The following is a 20694-nucleotide window of genomic DNA, read 5'->3' on the forward strand; positions in this document are numbered from 1 at the left end:
GATGCCACTGGGGTCATCATCAACATGGATTGCTACGACAGCGCCTGCTGCGTGCGGAGTTGGTCGAGCACCAGATCGAGCCGGTCGAGCACCTGGTCTGTTTCTTGCAGCACCGATCGTGTCGTGGAGCGCGGTGCAGGCGCCGGGAAAAGGGATCGGCGGGTGTCGGTGAGCACATCCAGGCGGAGGCGCAATCCGTGCCGCCGTAGCACGTACTGGAGCCGAGGCGCCTGTTCGCGCAGATACTTGCGCGTCGCCTGATACGCATGCTCACACACCTCGTGACGATTGCGGAAGCTGAAGATATTTGAGAAAAACATCCGCGTATCGTCGTAATCCGGCTCAATCAGGATCAGGTCCGAGTCCGGATGTGTGTGCGCATATTTCTTGAACCCCGTCGTTTTGCGTGAATCGACGATCGCACGAAACGTCTGGGATAGCACAGCAGGCAACCCATGGTCAACCAACCCATGCTTGTTGAGCAAGCGGTTTGCGTGCTGCTTTAGTTGGATATTGACAGGTACGATGGGATTGATGCAGAACAGCAGATCGGCCCCCTCGTCGAGGGCAACGCTGGCATGTACGGTACGGCGTGCAACGCCATCGATGTAGTGCTCGCCGTCGATTTCGACCGGGCAGTAGAGTCCAGGCAGCGCGGTGCTGGCTTGTACTGCCTTCGAGATGGGTACATGATCGCGCCCGGCTTCGCCAAACACGGCAATCTCAGAGGAGTCGAGGTGCATCGTTACGATACGAAGCGATGTTGCCAACTCCCGAAAGTCGTTGGTTCGGTCTGGAGGAGTTAAGGCTTGTGCGACAAACCGGTGCAGCGAGGTGTTATCGAAAAGTCCGGTGGGTACGACTGACCCAAATGTAGACAACAACCCCAAGACCGAAAGATCGGTCGGATGCGTAAGGAAGTAGCGCATGGTACGCCACAGCGCGCCTGGAAATCGGCTAATCCGATGTGCATACTCGCGCAGCGCAGGGCTAAACAGCACCTCTGGTTTTACGTTCAGGCGAGGATCGTCATCTGACTCTGAAACGATGGCTCGGCTCAATGTGCGCGCCGAAACGCCGTTCGCCAGAAACGAACTGATGAGCGCGCCAGAACTTACACCTACGTATGTGTCTAGCTCATGCAGCGATAAGCCCTCAATGGCTTCATCCAATGCGCAAAGGGCTCCAACTTCGTAGATCGCGCCTTCGACAACACCACCTGCACACGCAAGCCCGATGGAGGGAGAAGTAGGCATACATCAAACATGTTAGGAAACAACACCAAAACAATATGGACGCCTTGTGAAAGCGGTTCCAGCGTATCGCATTCTGTTGTAGCGCAATAAGTACGCCAATGGCGTTTTGCCAAAGGTGTTACGCATCGGAGACATCGGCATCCGTGGGCTCAGAGGAGCGTGCGTTGGTTGCTTCTAAAAGCGATGTTATCTTTTTATCGACAGCACGCAGTTCCTCACGCAATGCATCCAATTCTTCGGCATGCCCAGGCTGCACCAGTCGTCGTAGTTGTGTCATGGAATACTGCGCCAGCTCATCGAGCCGTCCTCGTAACTGACCGATTCCGGCGTCGAGTGCTTCTCCACTCCGGCGAAGCAAGTCGTGCAATAGATCTGCCGGGAGCGGTGCATGTCCGTCCTTACCTTCAGCTAAAATGATTTGGGTAAGTGTTTGCGACGTCAGGTCTTGCCCTGTGCTCTGGTCAACAACCTGCACCGTTTCGCCATCACGCACTAGCTCGGCTACATCACTCAACGACACATAGGCGCTTGCTTCCGTATCGTAAAGCTTTCGATTTTCGTAGCGCTTGATAAGACGGGGCATAATGACACACGAGCATTAACGTGACAGAGAATCTGCTTTGATTCAAACCACCCTAAGGTGCATAGGCCAGCGCCGACCGACAAAGCTGCAAAACCTGTTTGATTGCTTATTTGGAGCCGTTCTCCCTATATGGCCAGGGGCGTTCTATGACGGCTTCAATGGGCTGTGTGCTCTTGCCAGCAAACCAAAGCCCAAATGGACGTTCAGGCTAACGCACCGCGTCATGGTGGATGGTTATGACGCACAGCGTCATCTCTTGATCCAGGAGTGTTTGAGACACAGTGGCTTGATTGGAGAGTTGCTTTACACGGTTCTGCCGAACCTATCAGAGATGGCTATGTTCGACTGCATACGATTTCTTGTATCTGCGTCTTTTATGCGTTATGGCTCACGCTCCCTCTGCTATTGAAGAAGAGCTCATCCAGGAGTTCGGTAACATCTATGAATCGCATGGCCTCAAGCGACTGCAGGGGTTAATTGTTGGCTTACTACTCACGCAAAGTGAACCCGCTTCGCTAGACGACATGGTGGAGTTACTTGGGCACTCGAAAGGTCCCATCTCTATCGCTGTACGCCGCCTGGCCGATATCGGCGTGGTTCGTAAAGTTGATGGCCCCGTAAATCGCCGTAACTATTACGTGTCTCACCCCGACATCTTCTATAACAACTTCAAGTTCAACATGGCAACCGTTCGGCGCAATCGATCGCTGGCCGAACGTTATCTAAAGCGGATACGAAGCCGAGGCGAAGACAACTCTGAAACCGTCAAAAACTTGGAGCACATGCACGCCTTTTACCAGCTCATGGAGTCGTTTTACCAGGACTTTTCAAAGCGCTGGGAAGAGGTTAAACAAGCCCGGCTTGAGGCCGAGGATGCCTCGTCTGTTGAGAACAGGGTTTGAAAGCCTGTCTCCGGCTCTCGTTCTACCTACCCCGCACGCAGGTCCACGAGGTCACACGATAAAGTCTTAAGCCGTGGTACGGCAGGTATTTTCTAGTCGTCGTTATCGGCTTGATGCTGCATTGGCTCGTTAGCCACCATATCCATAATGGATCGCATATCAGCGCGTTGTGCAAACGACAGATCAAACTCTGCAGACCCAATGGTAAACTCTAGTTGCTCTGCGTTAGCCATGCGTTCGAATTGCGAGGGAGAGAAGTAGGCCGTTACCGTTTCCATCACCGAATCATCCATACGACGCGTTCGGCTTTCGGCATCATTGGCACGAATACGCTGCCCATCAATCCAAACGAGCACTCGGCTGGCGCTCGAAAAGTCCGTAGACGAATTAGCAAACCCGTAGAAGGTGAGCTTCCACGCCTCTTCTCCAGACATAGGATTGCGTTCGTGCTCAGCCCGAAAAGCAATGTCGTCTCCTAGATAGCTGTGGAGGTCAACATCACGTAGGTCTTCACTTACGAATCGCTCAACTCCAGTAATGTCACTAACGCGCTCTTGCACTTGCGCATCGGCAACCAACGGAGCAATGAGCAGAGAAACGAAAAAAAGAGGTATCAGACGAATCATAACGGACGGGGATAGTCAGGGGAACGTTGCGTCTAAATGATATACGAAACGGCTGAGCAAACAGCCGAATGCCCGCTTGGAGCACGCCTTAATACACTGCACCTTAATGCACACAGACAGGCTATAGCGCATTTATTGACGTGTAATTTGCGTATCACGCTACACGCCAATGGATATAGTTCGCTGTATCTAAAGCGCTATCCTCTGTTAAGATTCTTGAAAGCGCTTACGCGAAACAGGGCGCAGTGCATTATATGCCTCCCCATTAGCTGGTTGGCCAAATATTCACGAAGCCAGGCCTGGCTGCCCAAATATCCACGCTAGGCCATCCAGAAAAGTCGTTTTATGTAAATACTTGGTTTGGCATGTAGCTATCAATAATCAATCTGAGACAACTATTCGTATGCAGGGGGCTGTAAAAATGAACGTCCTTCATTTCCTGCTTGACATTAACGGAAGCGCTTCCTACACTCTAACTAAACATTTGCAATTTTCCAAACACAAGAAAAGGAGCGGAATGCTTCTGTTTGGATGCACAGACGGGATGCTTACAGAGATACGGTGACTGCTATGATGCAACGATGGATAGTATTTGGAGTGGCGCTACTCGTAGGGGCACTACTGGCCCCCTCAACCGCAATTGCGCAATCGGGAGCGCTTGAAGGTGAGGTGCGTGATGCCGATACCAACGAGCCACTTCCCGGCGCCAACGTAGTGCTAGAGGGAACCTCACGCGGTACAAGTACAGATGCCGACGGCTCATATCGCCTATCGGATATAGAGGTGGGGGCGTATACGGTACGCGTTTCTTTTGTGGGATACGATGCCGCCACATTTGAAGTGGAAATTAATGCCGATGCTACTACGCAGGGCAATTTTGTGTTAGAGCCGCGCACCTTTCTGGGCGATGAGGTTGTGGTAACGGGTTCGCGTCGTGCTGAAAAGGTGCTCGATTCGCCAGTTAACATTCAGGCTGTTTCGGCTGATCAGCTACAAGAGAGCGGCGGCGGTTCTTTTCTCTCCGCGCTTTCCAACCTGAAGGGGGTTGATTTTGTGGATGCCGGAATCAACAGCCAGGGCATCTCGGCACGTGGCTTCAACAACCACTTCAACACGCGTATGCTGTCGATGACCGATGGCCGTGTGGCCCAACTACCCGGCACCGGATTGCCACAGGGCAACTTTTTGCCCACCTCTCAGCTTGATGTGCAGAGCATTGAGGTTATTGTAGGACCGGCCTCTGCGCTCTACGGTCCCAATGCTCATACTGGCGTGGTCAATGTCATCACAAAAGACCCATGGAATGAGTCGGGGATCGCGCTTGACCTTCGTGGCGGCGAAAACGACCTATTCGACATAAACATGCGCGCGGCGGGCACCGTGAACGATGCCTTTGGATGGAAAGTAACCGGTCAATACTTAACAGCGACTGACTTCCAGCCCGAGCGTACGGAAGACAGTGCTGCGCAGCCGGCCCCTCACTACTACAGCGGCTTTTTCGAGGGCGACCTAATCGACAACGACTACAGCATCGAATCGATTCGGGCTGAGGGAAGCCTGTACTATCGGTTTGCCGACGACTGGATGCTCGAAGGCAGCTTCGGATTTTCCGAGAACGACAATCTGGGCCTGACGAACACGGGCCGCAATCGCATTCTCGGATGGCAAGTCAACTACCAAAACATTCAGCTTAGCAGCAGCAACTGGTACGCACAGTTCACGCGCACAGGCAACGACGCCGGCGACACGTACCAGATCGATGGACTCGGTGGCGCGGCGTTGGCCTTGATTGCTGACGACCAAAACAACATCAATAGTCTTGGAGATGTTGACCTGCCTGCGCTCCGCGAAGCCAACCGCTTTGTTGACAAAGGCGAGTTGTTGGATTCAGAGGTCCAGTACTCCAACGAGATTGGATCGCTCGAATTCGTCACAGGTGCTCAGTTGCGCCAGTACAATCCTGATTCAGAAGGTACCTTCCTTGCCGATGGAGCCGGAGAAGACATCAGTGCTACCGAAATCGGCGGATACGCGCAGGCCGACTATTACATCGGTGAGAACCTCCGACTGAACGCAGCTGCCCGCGTTGACGATCACAGCACCTACGGCACGCAGTTTAGTCCGAAAGCTGCACTTGTCTACACCGTTGCTCCCGAAAACAATATCCGCATCGGCTACAATCGGGCGTTCAAGAGCCCCACGGTCTTGGAAAGCCACTTGCTCATTGATCAGGTGCTACGTGGCAATGCCGACGGCTACACGCTGCAAGACGCTGATGGCAACGTCGTTGACGAAATCGACCCGCTCTCTCCCGAGGAAGTGAACTCAATTGAACTGGGGTACAAAGGTCAGCTGGGCAACCAACTCTTTGTAGATGCAGTGCTCTACAACTCCTGGTACACTGATTTCATCAGTCCGCTTAGTCCCGTTGCCGATGGCGTAAATGTAATCGCATTCGAGCCTGACGGAACCCCGGTTGGCCCGCTGTTCACATACACAAACTTTGGAGAGGCTACCGTGCGTGGCGTAGAGCTTGGCCTCAATTACTTTGCCAGCGAGCAGTTCAACCTGTCGGGCAATGTAACGTGGACGGATCTATCTAGCTTCGAAAGCGGCGATGCCAACGAGGACCTCGAACTGAACGTGCCCGAGGTGAAGCTCAAAGGATCGGCCACTATGCGCAACGTCGGCTTCGACAACTATTCGATTAGCCTGAGCGGACGCTGGCAATCGGCCTACACCTTCCAGGCGGGCAATTGGAACAGCGAGGTGTTGCTTGAGGACGGTGAAATACCGGCCCGCTTCGTTGCCGACCTGAGCGTAAACTACAGCGTTCCTCAGGCAGGCGTCGACCTGCAGCTTAGCGTCTCGAACCTGTTCAACAACGAGGGCAGCGATGTGCTGGGTGGCCCGGTGCGCGACCGTCTCATCTGGGTCGGCGCCACCTATCGATTTGACGGACTGCGGTTTTAAGCAGTCTTTTGACTTGCCCCGTGGGGACGCGTACCGCCGTGTCTCCACATCATAACAATGTGTTTTCTCGAATCCAATACCGTTTATATGTCTCAATCCAACCGTCTATCCGGGCGCACCGCTATCGTAACGGGCGGCAGCCAGGGCATTGGCCGTGCCACCGCCCTGAAGTTTGCCCATGAAGGCGCTCAGGTCATTGTTGCAGATGTGAACCAGGAGGCGGGCCAGAGCACCGTTAATGCCATCACCGACACCGACGGCACAGCACGGTTTGTCGAATGCAACGTGGCCGACCGATCCTCCGTCGATGCGCTGATGGTGTCTACCATCGAGGCGTTCGGCACGCTCGACATCCTCGTAAACAACGCCGGCATCACCCGCGATGCCACACTCAAAAAGATGGATCCGGAGGATTTTCGGTCGGTGATCGAGGTCAACCTGGAGGGCGTCTTCCACTGTACGCAGGCTGCCTATCCGCACCTGTCGGCCAGCGAGCACGGACGCGTACTGAACGCGGCGTCGGTTGTGGGGCTGTATGGCAACTTTGGGCAGACGAACTACGTGGCCAGCAAGTCCGGCGTGATTGGCATGACCCGCACCTGGGCCCGCGAGTTTGGGCGCGATGGCATCACCGTCAACGCGGTGGCACCGGGCTTCATCGAAACGCCCATGGTGGATACCGTGCCCGAGAAGGTGCTCAACAACCTCAAGGAGAAGACCCCACTGGGTCGCCTGGGGACCGCCGAAGACATTGCCAATGCGTATACCTTCCTTGCCTCCGACGACGCGGCCTTTATCACCGGCGCGGTGCTGAGTGTGGATGGCGGGCTGGTCATGTAGGCAGCATACGCTTCGCATCCCCCTGCACCTGTTTCTTTATTCTGGTCGTATCACTCTGAACTCGCACGCACCCTCATGCCACACGCTGCACACATCATCGGAACGGGACTTTATGCCCCCGACCAGGTCGTTTCGAATCAGTACTTTAACGACCTGTATGGGGAAGATGTCGATAGCTTCTTGCGTGAGCATCGCAATATCCACGAGCGCCGGTATGCCACCGAAAACCAGTCCACATCAGACCTCGCTGTGCAGGCGGCAAAGCAAGCGCTCAAACAGGCCGAATGCGACGCCTCTGATATCGACCTGATTGTGCTCTCCACAGATACCCCCGACTTTCTCTCGCCCGCGACCTCTGCGGTGGTGCAGGATAAGTTAGGTGCGCGACAGGCCGCCACCTTCGACGTGAATACGGCTTGCGCTGGATTCGTGACGGCGCTGGATACCGCCCGCAAGTTCATGGAATCGGATGCACAGTATCAGCGCGTACTCGTGATTGGCGCCTATCTAATGAGCCGGTTCATCGACTACGACCAGAAGAACACCGCCTCTCTCTTTGCTGATGGTGCAGGGGCTGCTGTGCTGGAACGACGCGAAGGTACAGGGGGGATTCGCACGGCCCGCCTCGATACCAAAGGCGAGTACCACAGCTATATGGGCATTTACACGGGTGGAAGCGACCGGCCTGTTACCGAACCAAATGGACGCGTGCAGAAGCTGGAGTTCCGCAAGAAATTTCCCGACGGGTTCAACCCCGACCAGTGGACAGCCCTCGTTCGCACGCTTGCCAACGATCTGGATGTGACGCCTGGTGATGTCGATCGCTACTTCTTTACGCAGATCAACATCACAAGCATTCAGGAAACGCTCGACCGGCTGGACCTGCCCCCTGAGAAAGCGCACAATGTGATGGATCGTTTTGGCTACACGGGCAACGCCTGCATCGCCATGGCCCTGGCCGATGCCGATAGCAAGAATCTGCTCTCGAAAGGCGATCTCGTGTTCTTGATTGCCTCGGGCGGTGGTGCTTCCATTGCAGGCATGGCGCTGGAGTGGGGGTGACATGGTGCTTGCATTGAATCAACCATTGGTGGTAGTAGAGACGCATCGGCGATGCGTCTCTACTGCTGAACCTATGAATCTACCGTAACACGCCATTATGGACCTCTCTGCACTCGGCGAAACCGGCTTTGCCTGGATCTTCTTTACCGTCTACCTGGTGCTTGTGAGCATCGCGGCGTTCGTGGGCATCAAGAAAATGAGCGGGTTTGCCTCGTTTTCGGTAGGCAGCCGCACGGTCAGTCCGGTCTTTGTGGGCATGTCGCTGGCCGCCAACCTGACCAGCGCCGCCACGTTTATCATCAATCCGGGACTCATCTACCTGTATGGTGTATCCGGCGTGCTGGGGTATGCCGTCGCGATGCCGCTCGGGGTGTTTCTGGGGCTTATCGTGTTCTCGAAGGCGTTTCGCACGGTGGGCGATGAGGTGACAGCCCTCACCGTACCCCAGTGGATTGGCGATCGCTTCGAGGATCAGCGCCTCACGCTCTTCTTTGCCGTTGCCAGCCTCCTGCAAATCGCGTTTCTGGTGCTCATCACGGTGGGACTCTCACGGGTGCTGGCCAGCGTTCTCGGCGTGGATGTGTTCCTGGCTATGGCGTTCGTCATCATCTTCCCGCTCATCTACATCATGTCGGGCGGCGCCAGCGCACACACGCTCACCAACTCAGCGCAGGCCATCATCATGATCGTGGTTGCGGTGCTGCTGATTGGATCGGGCATTACGTACTTTGCTGATGGATTCAGCGGCTTCCTGGGCCAGCTGTCGGATGTTGACCCCGTACTCGCACAGCCTACTAATCCCGAGAGCCTGCTCTTTCGCGACTACTTCGAGGTGGTGTTCTGCAACTTTCTGATTGGCATCGCCATCGTGAATCAGCCACACGTGATGTCAAAAGCCCTCTACCTCAAGAATGCGCGCGATGTGAACAAGTACCTGGCTACAGGAATCATCGTGCTGATTCTGTTCTTCGCCGTGATCCTGATCGGGCTGTATGCGCGTATTCTGATGCCCGAAGCCGCCACGATGGTGCCCGACGACGTTGTGCCCACCTACATTGTGGAGGTGTTTGGGCCGTTTGTCCGCTCCATAATCCTCATCGGACTCGTCGCCGCGGGCTTCTCGACGATGGAGGGGCTGCTCGTTGCGCTCTCCACCATCTTCTCGAACGACGTCTACCGCGTGCTGGCAAGCCGTTCGGGGAAGCTCTCGAAAGAGGAAATCGAAGAGCGTGGCGTGCGCTACAGCCGCTACTTCCTACTCGCTCTGGCTCCGGTGATTGCCTTCATCTCCTATGGCCAGATCACCAACCCGGAACTCTCCGTCGCTATCTTAGGACAGAACGGGGTGTATGCCCTCTTCTCGGCAACCTTCGTCCCCATCCTGTTCGGCATCTTTGCCCGGGGCATGCCGAAAACCGTAGTGCTCGCATCAGCCATCACCGCACTCGTCGTCCACTTCGGGGTCTACTACGGCGAGATCACAATGTACGCAAACAACCCGGCGGTCCCCGCCACCTTTGCCCTACTCTCCAGCACGGCCGTCGCGCTCGTAGGCTACTGGATCTGGGGCCAGCCCGCCCTGTCCGACTCCACCGAAAAGGCCGCCGATCCCGAAGCCCGAGCATAGCAAGATCGAGATCATCGTACGGGCACATCGCCGATGTGTCCCAACGAGTATCCCAACCGAACGCCCAAACCCCGCGCATCCCCATGATTCGCACCGACTGGACCGAACGCCACGCCCGCTACACCCCGGATGCCCCCGCTCTCGTGTGGGAGCCGACCGGACGCATCTACACGTATGCCGACCTTCACGAGCAGGGCGAGCGCCTCGCACACCAACTGCAAGCACAGTATAATCTTTCCCCCGGCGACCGGATCGGCGTACTCGCAGCGAACAGCGTCGAGCACGTACAACTGTTCATTGCCGCCCAGAAAGCCGGGTTCATACTCGTACCCCTCAACTACCGGCTCACCGCTTCGGAGCTCCAATATCTGGTAGACGACAGTGCACCGTCCGTTTTATTTCTGGCGGATGCGCAGTCCGAAACCGCCCAGACGCTTGACGTCACCTCCCACCTCGTTCCGCTGAGCGACATATCCGCCCTCATCGCGCAAGCTCCTACCGAGGCCCACGCTCCAGTGCCCTCGCCGACACTTGAGGACCCGCTGATGATTCTCTACACTTCGGGCACCACCGGACGCCCGAAAGGCGCGATCATCTCGCATGGCATGCTGTTCTGGAACGCCGTAAATACCGAAATGCGCCTGGACCTGACCTCCAGCGACCGCTCGTTCAACGCCGCCCCGTTTTACCACACCGGCGGCTGGAACGTGCTGCTTACGCCGTTCCTGTTGCACGGCGCCACTACCCACCTGTATCCCGACTTCGACGCCGACACGCTGCTCCGCGACTGCGACGCCGAGGCGTTCACTATTCTCTGGGGCGTACCCACCATGCTCAAATTGATGTCCGACAGTTCTGTCTTCGATGAGGTAGCGCTCGACACCGTGCGCTATGCCATCGTGGGCGGTGAAGCCATGCCCGAACCACTGATTCGCACATGGCAAAACAAAGGCGTACCCATCCGGCAGGGCTTTGGCATGACCGAGGTCGGCGTGAACTGCTTCTCGCTCCCCGCCCGCGACGCCCTCCGCAAGATCGGCTCCATTGGCTTCCCCAACTTCTACATTGACACCAAAGTGGTGGATGACGACGGCACCGAGGTATCCCCAAACACCACCGGCGAACTGCTGATGCGCGGCCCCGTCGTGACCCCCGGCTACTGGCGCAACGAAGAAGCCACCGCCGACGCCATTGACGCCAACGGCTGGTTCCACACGGGCGATCTGGTCGAGGTGGATGACGAGGGCTACTTCTTTGTTGTGGGGCGCAAGAAAGAGATGTACATCAGCGGCGGGGAAAACGTGTATCCGGCTGAAATTGAAGCCGTGCTGCACGAACACGACGGGGTGGAGGAGACAGCCGTCATTGGCGTGCCCGATGACCAGTGGGGCGAAGTCGGAGCCGCCTTCGTTGCAGGCACTCAGTTGGATACCGTAGCCCTGCGCGCGCACTGCACAACGCATCTGGCGCGCTACAAGGTGCCCAAATACATTGAGATTCGCGACACCCTCCCCAAAGGCCACAGCGGCAAAATCCAGAAGACCGCGCTGCGCGACTCGTTTTCCGTCCCTGCATCGTAACCTGCAAGCGCTCGGAGGACTGTTCGCATCCCTCTAAGTAAAGACAAGCATGAAGTTGGGAGTTTGTGCGTTTCAAACAGGTATCATGTGCGCCCCGACGTTGTTAATACACGCCCTCATTTGCACGGTACTCCGTTGCACATAAGTGTATGCTCTATAAAATCTTACGCAATCCCTCCCCCTAAATCCCCCTCCTCTGAGGGGGACTTGAGGAACGCCCTCCACGGTTCCTTCCTCCTCGGGGAGGAAGGGTAGGATGGAGGGGAAACCAACCGGCAATCCCCAAAACCATTGTTGAGGTCACTTACGTCACACCTGAATTAGGGGCCGAAAATGTCATCGCGAGGAGGGAGCCTACGACCGAACGTGGCGCTGTGAGCACAACGAACGAGTACTCTTGGAGTGCGATCTCATGCCGTTGAGTGGGCGGCTGCATCTGGCTTGATAGCATGAGATTGCGTCGCTGCGCTCGCAATGACATGGTTGTGGGTTTCTTCCCAGCATGGTTGGACACATGAGCATCACCCCAAAATTGACGTGTGACCCAGCACTATCCTGCAGGCGATCGGAGGACTGTTCGCTTCAGGACAGATGTTGTTACTGAGAGCGACGGTCCCCAATACGCAAACCGCTGCCCCCCTTCGCATCCTTCTAAACCAACCTGTGTGATTCGTATGCCTCGCGCTGCTACCCTTGTTCTCATCCTTGTTACCGTCCTGCTCGCCATGCCTGCCACTGCCCAAACGCCCGACGTGGAGCCGCTGCCCTACTACCCTGATGCATCGCTCGAAACCATAGCCGTTGGCTCCGACACGCTGGCGTATGTGGATACGGGTGGTGACGGCCCTCCCCTGCTGCTGGTGCACGGACTCGGCTCCAACCTTTCGCTCTGGCGCGACCACATCGAACCGCTCTCGGAAACCTACCGCGTGCTGGCGCTCGACCTGCCGGGCTTTGGCGTGTCGAGCAAGCACGACGTATCGGGACGCATGACGGACTTCGCGGAAGCGGTGCGCGGGTTTGTGGATACGCTCGGCCTCGCGCCCATCACGTACGTGGGCGTCTCCATGGGCGGACAGGTTGGCCTCACGCTCGCACTCGAATCCCCCGACACGATAGAGCGCCTGGTGTTGGTGTCACCCGCGGGCATCGAGACGTTCACCGAAGAGCAAGCCCAAGCACTGCGTCAGACCATGACGCCCCAGGCCATTGCCGAATCCGATTCGTCAGCGATTCGCCAGAACACAGCAGCAAACTTCGCCAACTGGTCCGAAGACTACGCCTGGCTCATCGAGCAGCGCCATGCCCTCGCCACCCGTAACGACTTTATGGGATATGCGCACGCCAACTCAGCTTCGGTGGCGGGCATGCTCGATGGACCCGTGTACGACCGGCTGGAGGATGTGGTGCACCCCACGCTCGTGCTCTACGGCACTGGCGACAAGCTCATCCCCAACCCGTACTTGAACCCGCAGTGGGACACCGAAGCCATCGCCCAGCGCGCCGAGGAGGCGCTGCCCAATGCGCAGGTACATCTGGTCGACAACGCCGGGCACTTGCTCATGTTTGAGCAGCCTGAAGTCTTTCGGGAGCATGTGCGGGCATTTCTGGAGGCGCATGAGTAGCCCGCATTCTTGGATGGCTTGGGTGCAACGTAACACGGGACGTCCTCTATTGCAGAGAACGCCCCGTGGGCTGTGTTTATCGGGACGTACATCCCGCTGTCGAGCTCGTTACCCGTTGTGCTTTGGTTTCTTGCGTGTGATCCTAATTGGCAGGGAAAACTGGCTCTACCTCCAGCGTTTCAAGGTCAAGTACGTACGAGTACCTCGTTTGCTGGTAGTTGGCACGAAACACGCGCTCAAACACAATCTTCTCGCCGGACGGATGCCAGTCTGCTCTTCGATCACTCCCGCGGCCTCCGGTAATTTGCTGGAGGTTTGAACCATCAGTGTCCATCAGATACAGGTCACGCGGCCCTTGCTGAGCTCCGTACGCAAAGGCAATTTGTGTCCCATCTGGGGATACACGCGGAGCTACCACATCTGAATTGGGCAAGTTGGTGAGTTTGCGGGCGTTTGAGCCATCTACATCCGCTACGTAAATTTGCTGGCGGCGGTGCTGCGTTTCTTCATTCTGGTCCCAGTTCACATACACAACACGCTCTCCATCCGGAAACCAGTCGCCCTGCACGCCATACGGGATGAAGATATGGGCGTCGGTGCCGTCAGCATTCATTTTGGAAAGCCCGCGGGGTTCACCTGCCGAGCGCGCATAGAGGATGCGCTCTCCATCCGGATGCCACCGTGCTACAGTCGTTGCGTCAAGGTCGGGATTAGGAGATCCCGGCCCGGTGAGGGCCACCAGCGAATCCCTCTCAAGGTGGAGTTTGTACAGATGCGAAAACTGCGCTCGCGAGTGGAATACAACCCATGCCCCGTCTGGACTTAAATCGGGAGTCGTCATTCGACCGGGGGCAATCTGCTCTCGTTCGCCACTGGCAATATCGACCTTCCAGAGTTGATTGAGTCGGCCAGGATTGGCGTCGTTTCCTTCCTGGGTATGAAGAAAGAAAATTGACTCTCCATCGGACGTCCACACAGGGGCTTGCGCATTGAAGTCTTCGCTTTCAGGAATGTCGGTATCCCAGGGCGGGTCGTCTTCAGTGCCGAGGAGCGAGCAACCCATCAAAAGCCATACACTTGTGAGCAACACCAAAACGGAAAGCGGTAGCCTCAGCATCCAAGAATGCCCTGAACTCGTCTCTAATGAGTCAAGGTCTGCTTTGCAAGCACGCCTAAGCGCAGCTTGTCGGCCCGTGGGCAGCGAACACATTGCTGAAACAGACAACAAATACATACCAATCAAATCTATCGCTTAATAAAACTAGAACCGACCTACAGCATGAAGAGCCGTTGATGTGTGCTGCATACACATCCATGATACCACGCAGCCCGCCCATTGTAAAATTGCCCCCCCCCGGTGATCACACAAACTTGACACTTGGCGGGTCAACGAAGGTTTTCTCGCTGGAGGATATCCTTCGTCACACGCTTCGCAGATCGTTGCGACCAAGGTATACGTCTGGGTTTTTCAGCACAATACACCGTTGTATCAGATTTGTGGTCTCCTCGCTTCGAGATGCGTTTCCAGTGCGTGAACAAGAGCCCCGTGCTGGATCAGGGGTGAAGGGATGCAAGGGATATAAGTGCTGGGTCCGAAGGTCATGTCTGTGGTGCAACGGGCCCCCGATTGACAGTGTCAGTTGGGCTGTGCCTTCGTGTCGATTTTGTCGTCCATGGGGTTTGTCGTTCATCGGGGCACATGAACGCCGATTACAGGCCATGCGGAGGCCACAGGGCACGGTGAAATGTAGCAAACACGTCGAACAGGGCCTCCAGGTCAATCGTTGCCGCGGTCTCCTCTAATTTGTCGGCATCTGAACCGAACAGAAGCACCCAGCCGGTTTCTTCGTCTGTCACAATAAGCGCGCGCTCGGCATCTGCACTCACGAATGCATAGGTGGTATAACCGTCGTGCGTATCCTCTGTGATGGCGCCCGATGCCAATCCGCGCTCTAATGGATATGGAAAGGCCTCATCAAATGACAACGCGGCATCCCGATGGGTGCCCACAGAAAGTCCCATATCGTCGTGGCCTGCTTCGTCGTAAAACGCGTTGACGCGCAGAAGAGGCGCATCGAAGCCCGATGTGTCGACATAGTAGGATGTGCGCGTTTTCTCCAACAGTTCGGTAGGAAGCACGGCCAGCACATCCCACAGATACGATTCAGTAGCCGATTCCGTATAGCGCTTGGCAGCCCGGTCAAAGGCTTCGAAATCAAGTGCTTGTGTCGCTTCACGAAGCACTTCGGACGAGGTGGCCTCGGTTTCGGCTTGCCATGCTACCACGGCTGTTCCGCTAAGGGGCACAACAAGTGTGGCGTGCTCGGAGGGCGTGTGGTCTGTGTCTTCGTAAAACAGAGCTGGCAGATCTTCTTCAACCGCGCCCTCGTAGACCGTTCGCTCATCCAGCGTTTTTGTTGAGAGATCCTCAGGCGTTCGAACAAGCGACTGTAGCGCCAGAGCCGCAGCATCAGCATGTTCAAAGAGTTGGTCGAAACCGTCGTGCGTGGCATACCAGTGCACGGTTACGTCGGCTCCGCTCCCATGCGTATAGGTGGCTCGGATTTGCTGTGTTGGGATGTACCCCAACGGATCCACGCGATGACCGCGTCCGGCAAAGCCCGACCCAAGGTCAAGCTCAGTTCGCTGCAGGTCGCCTAACGTCTCCGGAAAGAGCGCCTCGCCCTGTGCCTTTTCCATGCGAAACTGGGCGTGCGCATCTACGGTGCCGCCCACCAAAAGAAGCCATACAAAAAGAATCGATACGGTGCGCATGAGCCATCAAGACAAGTTGGTTCGCAAGCCATCAACACAACTAATACGCTACGTCTGCGTACAAGGTTGAGTTGGCTGTCGATACGCGTTACGCCGAGCCCACTCTACCCTGCACGATCTTACAACGCATCGCGACGGCCTTCCTGGATCTCGCCGTCACCGTCTGCAGCGTCATCAAGCACCTCGTCTTCGATCTCCTGATCGAGGAGCACAGGGTTTTCGGTCTGCTCGTCTTCGGGCTCTTTCACCATGAGCCAGGCCACCGCGGAAAAGCCGACTGTGGCCGCACAGATGATAAACAACAGGCCCTTGTCGTCTACGGCTTCCACGGCCTCGCCCACTCCAAAGCTGGCAACCAGTTGAGGCAACACTACCGACAGGTTAAAGAGCCCCATGTAGAGTCCCATCTTGTCCTGGTCGATTTTTTGCGACATGATGGCAAACGGCAGGCTAATCGTGGAGGCCCACCCGATGCCCACAACCGCCATCCACAGGTAAATGGCCCAGGGCGAAAACCCAAACGCCAGAATGCCCACGTATCCAGCTGCGGTGCAAGCCAACGCGACCGCGTGCACTTTTACGCGGCCAAACTTGTTGGCCAGCGGCTCTAACGCCAGCACAGGCAGGATGGCCGCGACGAGGTTTAACGAAAAGAAGCTCCAATTCACGACGGTCCCCAACTCATCGTCGCTCATCCCCGGCAGTCGGAAGTCAAGGGCGGCGAACAGATAGATGAACATCGATTGGATGCCAATCCACGTAAATGAGTGCGCAGCCAACACTTTGCGAAACCCAATGAGTCCGGCCTCTTCGTCAGATTTGCCTGCCTCGGACTTCATCAGCGCCTCGGCAATAAAGAAGAGTGTGATGGCCAGCAGCACACCCTCGAAGTAGTATCCAGCAAACTCGAATCCGGTAAGCCGCATCACAATGGCATAGACGGCATAGACTAGGAAGCCCCACAGCGGACGAATGCCGTGGAGGATTTGCATAAGGCTAATGTCATCAAAGCTGCTGATGCTAGACGTGTCTTCGCCGCGCTCTGCGGCAAGCCGATCCAGTTCCTCTTCATCTTCGTCGTACTTGCCCAGGTACTTCGGTTCTTTTACGAAGAGCGGCGGGATCACCGAGAAGAAAAAGACGAGCCCGACGCCAAAGTACAGCAGCACAAAGTTGTCGAAGACCGCGCCGATCAGGTAGGCCAGCACGCCAAACGTGCCCGACACCGTTTGCATCCAGGTGTACCCTTTGGTCCGCTCGCGGCCCTCGGGTGTCACATCGGCGATAATTGATCGCGCCGGGTTAAACGAGAGGTTGATCGACAGATCGAGCGTCATCGACACGATGATGGCGATGCCGAGCACCCCATCGAGCCCGAGTCCTTCTTGTATGACCCCAATGTTGGGCAGGGCCAGAATCATGAGCGAGGCCAACACACCGCCAATTATGAGAAAAGGACGGCGGCGTCCGTTCCAGAACCACACCTTATCGCTGATAATGCCAATGACCACCTGGCCAATGATCCCGGCAATGGGTCCGGTGGCCCACACAATGCCGATTTCATCGATCTGCAGCCCGTACTGCGTACTCAAAATCCAGCTCAGCGCAGCAATTTGCACCGTGAGCGCAAATCCCATGGCGGTAGCCGGAAGCGCTAACAGCGCATAGAACGAGTTGGAAAGGCGTTTTTGGATGTCAAGCATAAGACAAAAGTGGGTACGCAGGGAGTGAACAATGCACTGTGAGGAGGCAGGCGGGGATTACCCCTCAACTGTAAGCACACTGTGAAACGGACGCGAGTCGTCGAGGGCAGCGCGGCCGTCTAAGAAAGCCAGCTCGACCAGAAACGAGAATCCATGCAGGGTGGCGTTGCTGCGTTGAATCAGGCGCATGGTAGCGGCTGCTGTGCCGCCGGTGGCCAGAACATCGTCGTGGAGCAGCACACGATCTACAGGAGTGAGGGCATCGACATGCATTTCAACGGTGTCGGTGCCGTACTCCAGGTCATACGTTTCGGTGTGCGTGCTGTGGGGCAACTTCCCTTCCTTGCGCACGGGCACAAATCCAGCATTGAGTTCGCGTGCCAGAAGCGGTCCCAGAATAAACCCGCGCGCCTCTACGCCCACGACCTTGGTGATGTCGGCTTCTGCATAGGGTTCGACGAGTGCTGCTACCGCAGTGTCCAACAGCGTTGGATCGGAGAGAATCGGCGTGATGTCTTTGAATTGAATCCCGGGTTTGGGGAAATCCGGGATTGTCCGCAAGGCATGGGCAAGCACATCAGCAGAAGGCATGAGGAGCACAGCAATCAGAACAAACGATGAACCACCCCAACGTATGGATAAGCAGGCCGTACGGATCCGTTACGTTCCGAGAGCTGCTTTTACGTCTTGTGTGCGCCGCCGCGCAACCGGGAGTTCGGTGCCGTCGTTGAGTCGCAGCCGGTACGTGCCCGACGACCATGGGACCAGCTCGTAGGTGGCCTCCAGATTTACAATAACCGATCGGTGGATGCGCACAAAGCGATCATCAAGACGCTGTTCCAGTTCCTGAAGCGTAAAATCTGTTCGATAGCGCTTGTCGTCCAGATGGACAAACACCAGCTTGTCCTCGGCCTCAATGTAACGCACCTCGTCAAGATCGACCACGCGCAGCTTGCGTCCGACGTGTACGGTAAGGCGACGCAGCCGCTGGTCGTGGCGTTCTTGCTGCAGCGCTTCCAGTCCATTGCGCGAGGCTGTGGGCGAAGCAGATTTGAGCCGCTGAAGCGTATCGTTTAGGCGCGTTAGCCTAACGGGCTTGGTGAGGTAATCTAGTGCGTGTACCTCAAATGCCTTGAGAGCGTACTCGTCGTAGGCCGTCACGAATACGATATGCGGACGTCGCTTCGCCAGCAGGTCCACCACATCGAACCCGTCGAGTACGGGCATCTGCACATCCAGAAAAACGACCTCGGGCTGCGTGTCGTGGATGAGGGGCACGGCTTTTTTGCCACTGCCGGCTTCGCCAACTATCGTAACATCGGCATCAGCTTCATCAAGGAGCGACCGAAAGCGCTCGCGCGCTAGCGGCTCATCGTCGACCAGTATACAGCGCATAGCGTAGCGTATCCTTGTGTTAAACGGTTAGGTGGCAGAATTTTTGGGCAGGGTGAGCCTAACCCCCTGCGGTTCTATGTGGAGGTCTCCCTGTCCGTCTGCAAAGAGCGACAGTCGCTCGCGTACGTTGCTGAGTCCGGTACCGCGGGTGCACACGACCTCAGGGTCGGTGGTATCGAATCCGGGACCGGTGTCGGTAACACGAAGCGACCAGTGGTCGCCCTCATCGCGGGCCTGAATGCGCACCTGGCAGCATTCGGTGGTCTGGCCTACGCCATGCTTCACGGCATTCTCCACAAGGGGTTGCAGGGTCATGCTGGGCACCTGCATTTGGTGAAGTCCGTCGTTGACCTGCACATCCACCTGGAGTCGTTCCTGAAATCGGGCCTTTTCGATAGCGAGGTACCGCCGTGCGGCCTCAAGTTCGTCAGCGAGCCGTGCGGTATTTTGTTCGGAGGCATGCAGGGTGTAGCGAAAGAGATCAGACAGATCTTCGACAACGGTTTCTGCCTCTTTGGGACGTGTGCGAATCAACGCGGCTACTGTGTTGAAGGCGTTGAACAGGAAGTGCGGGTTCACTTGGGCTCGAAGCGCTTGAATCCGGGCATCATACGCCGCGGACTGTGCGGCTTGCATGCGCTGATAAAACTGGGCCATGTATGAAAAGCTGCTCCACAGCGCTGCCGTAATCACTGCCACCACTGCAATGACAAGAAGCACGGGGGCCGATACATGGAAGCTCTCCCCAAACAGCAAGCGGTTTACGCCTGTGGCCAGCGCGAACGAGCCCAACGTAGCGCCTACCTGCGCGGCCACATGCCCAACAACAGCACGATGCGACTGCAGCGGGAGCCATTTTTCCATCCAGTGTCCTACCCCCATGATGCTGCTTGTCATGATTACGGTATACACGGTAGCATAGATAATGCTGCGCGGCCACATGCTCCTATGATCCCCTGCATGGGTGATGCCATGGATTGCAAAAAACACAATCGTTCCGGTGGCTATACTTACCAGCCCCATCCATCCGATAAGGCGAAGAAGCTTTTTCATGGGTTGGGCTGTGCTGTTGAAGAGCGCGCAAACTGACGGCGATACGACCGGGTCAACCATACGATGCCTGCCACACCTACAACAGTAGGGCCGAGCCAGCGCACCAGCGGGGGGAGCATGGTAAGTGTGGTGGTGGCAAACGCAGTGACGGCGGCGATGTATCCGCCCAGCATGCGCGTCAGATGGGTGTAGAACCAGTCGCGTGGGTCGGATGGTGGTGTGAGAAGGTCACGCAGGTCGTATCCGGCCAGCACGGTACCGATACCCCCGAAAACGAGAGCGACGCTGGCGACAGTGCGTTGTCCCCACATCCATCCGCCCCATCCGATAAGCGCAAGACCTACCAGCAGCATACTGCCCGTGCCAAGCCAGTCGGGCCATGTTGACCCGGGGCCGCCAGGCTTATGCTGCAAGGCGCGTACCCCCGTCCACACAAAATAGCCGCTGAACCCTGACACAAAGAGAAGAAATATGTTATTGCTCTCCACTGCCAACGGCACGGCTGTAACGACAACAACCCCCATCGACACGGCGAATACCTGTCCCCACTGACGATGCGCTGTGCCGCCCTTGCGCATGTACATGGCTGCAGGACCGGCGAAGAGCGCAAGGACGCCGAGTGCAACGTGAGTCCAGAGAGCGAACGTGAGTAGCCACATGACAGATGGTGCGTCGGTTAGGGGGATTGTGCGGA

General features: G+C 56.6%; 17 protein-coding genes. 7 read left to right on the plus strand and 10 right to left on the minus strand.

From position 1 onward, the window contains the following. Positions 1 to 32: 32 nt before the first annotated feature. Positions 33 to 1256, minus strand: coding sequence for a patatin-like phospholipase family protein (locus ACZ5AL_RS14400; RefSeq protein WP_464511257.1), 1224 nt, complete (start codon positions 1254 to 1256; stop codon positions 33 to 35). A gap of 118 nt (positions 1257 to 1374) precedes the next feature. After that, complete coding sequence (locus ACZ5AL_RS14405; protein ID WP_464511259.1) at positions 1375 to 1839, minus strand: polyhydroxyalkanoate synthesis regulator DNA-binding domain-containing protein; 465 nt, start codon at positions 1837 to 1839, stop codon at positions 1375 to 1377. A gap of 383 nt (positions 1840 to 2222) precedes the next feature. Between ACZ5AL_RS14405 and ACZ5AL_RS14410 the strand changes: the two genes are divergently transcribed. Next, positions 2223 to 2741, plus strand: coding sequence for a GbsR/MarR family transcriptional regulator (locus tag ACZ5AL_RS14410; RefSeq protein WP_464511260.1), 519 nt, complete (start codon positions 2223 to 2225; stop codon positions 2739 to 2741). 92 nt (positions 2742 to 2833) lie between these two features. Here the strand turns inward: ACZ5AL_RS14410 and ACZ5AL_RS14415 are convergent, their stop codons facing one another. After that, positions 2834 to 3367: a hypothetical protein gene (locus ACZ5AL_RS14415; RefSeq protein WP_464511262.1), complete on the minus strand. Its 534-nt coding sequence runs from the start codon at positions 3365 to 3367 to the stop codon at positions 2834 to 2836. A gap of 570 nt (positions 3368 to 3937) precedes the next feature. Between ACZ5AL_RS14415 and ACZ5AL_RS14420 the strand changes: the two genes are divergently transcribed. From ACZ5AL_RS14420 to ACZ5AL_RS14445, 6 genes are all read left to right on the plus strand, one after another. Continuing rightward, positions 3938 to 6340 (plus strand): TonB-dependent receptor, encoded by a 2403-nt coding sequence (locus ACZ5AL_RS14420; protein ID WP_464511263.1) that lies wholly within the window; start codon positions 3938 to 3940, stop codon positions 6338 to 6340. 87 nt (positions 6341 to 6427) lie between these two features. Further along, entirely contained in the window at positions 6428 to 7180 is a 753-nt protein-coding gene (fabG, locus tag ACZ5AL_RS14425) for a 3-oxoacyl-ACP reductase FabG (protein ID WP_464511264.1), read from the plus strand. A 75-nt stretch (positions 7181 to 7255) separates the two neighbouring features. Then, on the plus strand, positions 7256 to 8242 hold the full coding sequence (locus ACZ5AL_RS14430) for a 3-oxoacyl-ACP synthase III family protein (RefSeq protein ID WP_464511266.1): 987 nt from the start codon (positions 7256 to 7258) through the stop codon (positions 8240 to 8242). A 97-nt stretch (positions 8243 to 8339) separates the two neighbouring features. Beyond that, positions 8340 to 9869: a sodium:solute symporter family transporter gene (locus ACZ5AL_RS14435; RefSeq protein WP_464511267.1), complete on the plus strand. Its 1530-nt coding sequence runs from the start codon at positions 8340 to 8342 to the stop codon at positions 9867 to 9869. Between the two features lie 83 nt (positions 9870 to 9952). Beyond that, positions 9953 to 11449, plus strand: a complete 1497-nt coding sequence (locus ACZ5AL_RS14440; protein WP_464511268.1) for an acyl-CoA synthetase — start codon at positions 9953 to 9955, stop codon at positions 11447 to 11449. A 674-nt stretch (positions 11450 to 12123) separates the two neighbouring features. Then, positions 12124 to 13074, plus strand: a complete 951-nt coding sequence (locus ACZ5AL_RS14445) for an alpha/beta fold hydrolase (protein WP_464511270.1) — start codon at positions 12124 to 12126, stop codon at positions 13072 to 13074. 142 nt (positions 13075 to 13216) lie between these two features. Here the strand turns inward: ACZ5AL_RS14445 and ACZ5AL_RS14450 are convergent, their stop codons facing one another. The 7 genes from ACZ5AL_RS14450 to ACZ5AL_RS14480 all read right to left on the minus strand — a co-directional run bounded on the left by ACZ5AL_RS14450 (position 13217) and on the right by ACZ5AL_RS14480 (position 20659). Next, positions 13217 to 14137, minus strand: a complete 921-nt coding sequence (locus tag ACZ5AL_RS14450; RefSeq protein WP_464511271.1) for a TolB family protein — start codon at positions 14135 to 14137, stop codon at positions 13217 to 13219. A 647-nt stretch (positions 14138 to 14784) separates the two neighbouring features. After that, entirely contained in the window at positions 14785 to 15849 is a 1065-nt protein-coding gene (locus ACZ5AL_RS14455) for a hypothetical protein (RefSeq protein WP_464511272.1), read from the minus strand. 119 nt (positions 15850 to 15968) lie between these two features. After that, on the minus strand, positions 15969 to 17552 hold the full coding sequence (locus tag ACZ5AL_RS14460) for an MFS transporter (protein ID WP_464511274.1): 1584 nt from the start codon (positions 17550 to 17552) through the stop codon (positions 15969 to 15971). 57 nt (positions 17553 to 17609) lie between these two features. Continuing rightward, positions 17610 to 18143, minus strand: a complete 534-nt coding sequence (locus tag ACZ5AL_RS14465; RefSeq protein ID WP_464511275.1) for an adenine phosphoribosyltransferase — start codon at positions 18141 to 18143, stop codon at positions 17610 to 17612. Positions 18144 to 18212: 69 nt separating this feature from the next. Next, positions 18213 to 18947, minus strand: a complete 735-nt coding sequence (locus ACZ5AL_RS14470) for a LytR/AlgR family response regulator transcription factor (RefSeq protein ID WP_464511277.1) — start codon at positions 18945 to 18947, stop codon at positions 18213 to 18215. Between the two features lie 27 nt (positions 18948 to 18974). Continuing rightward, positions 18975 to 20000 (minus strand): sensor histidine kinase, encoded by a 1026-nt coding sequence (locus ACZ5AL_RS14475; protein WP_464511278.1) that lies wholly within the window; start codon positions 19998 to 20000, stop codon positions 18975 to 18977. Beyond that, a complete protein-coding gene (locus ACZ5AL_RS14480; RefSeq protein ID WP_464511279.1) occupies positions 19997 to 20659 on the minus strand; it encodes a DUF2306 domain-containing protein in 663 nt (220 codons plus the stop codon). The genes ACZ5AL_RS14475 and ACZ5AL_RS14480 overlap by 4 nt, the downstream gene beginning before the upstream one ends. Between the last annotated feature and the right edge of the window lie 35 nt (positions 20660 to 20694).

The sequence above is a fragment of the Natronotalea proteinilytica genome, from assembly GCF_055379935.1.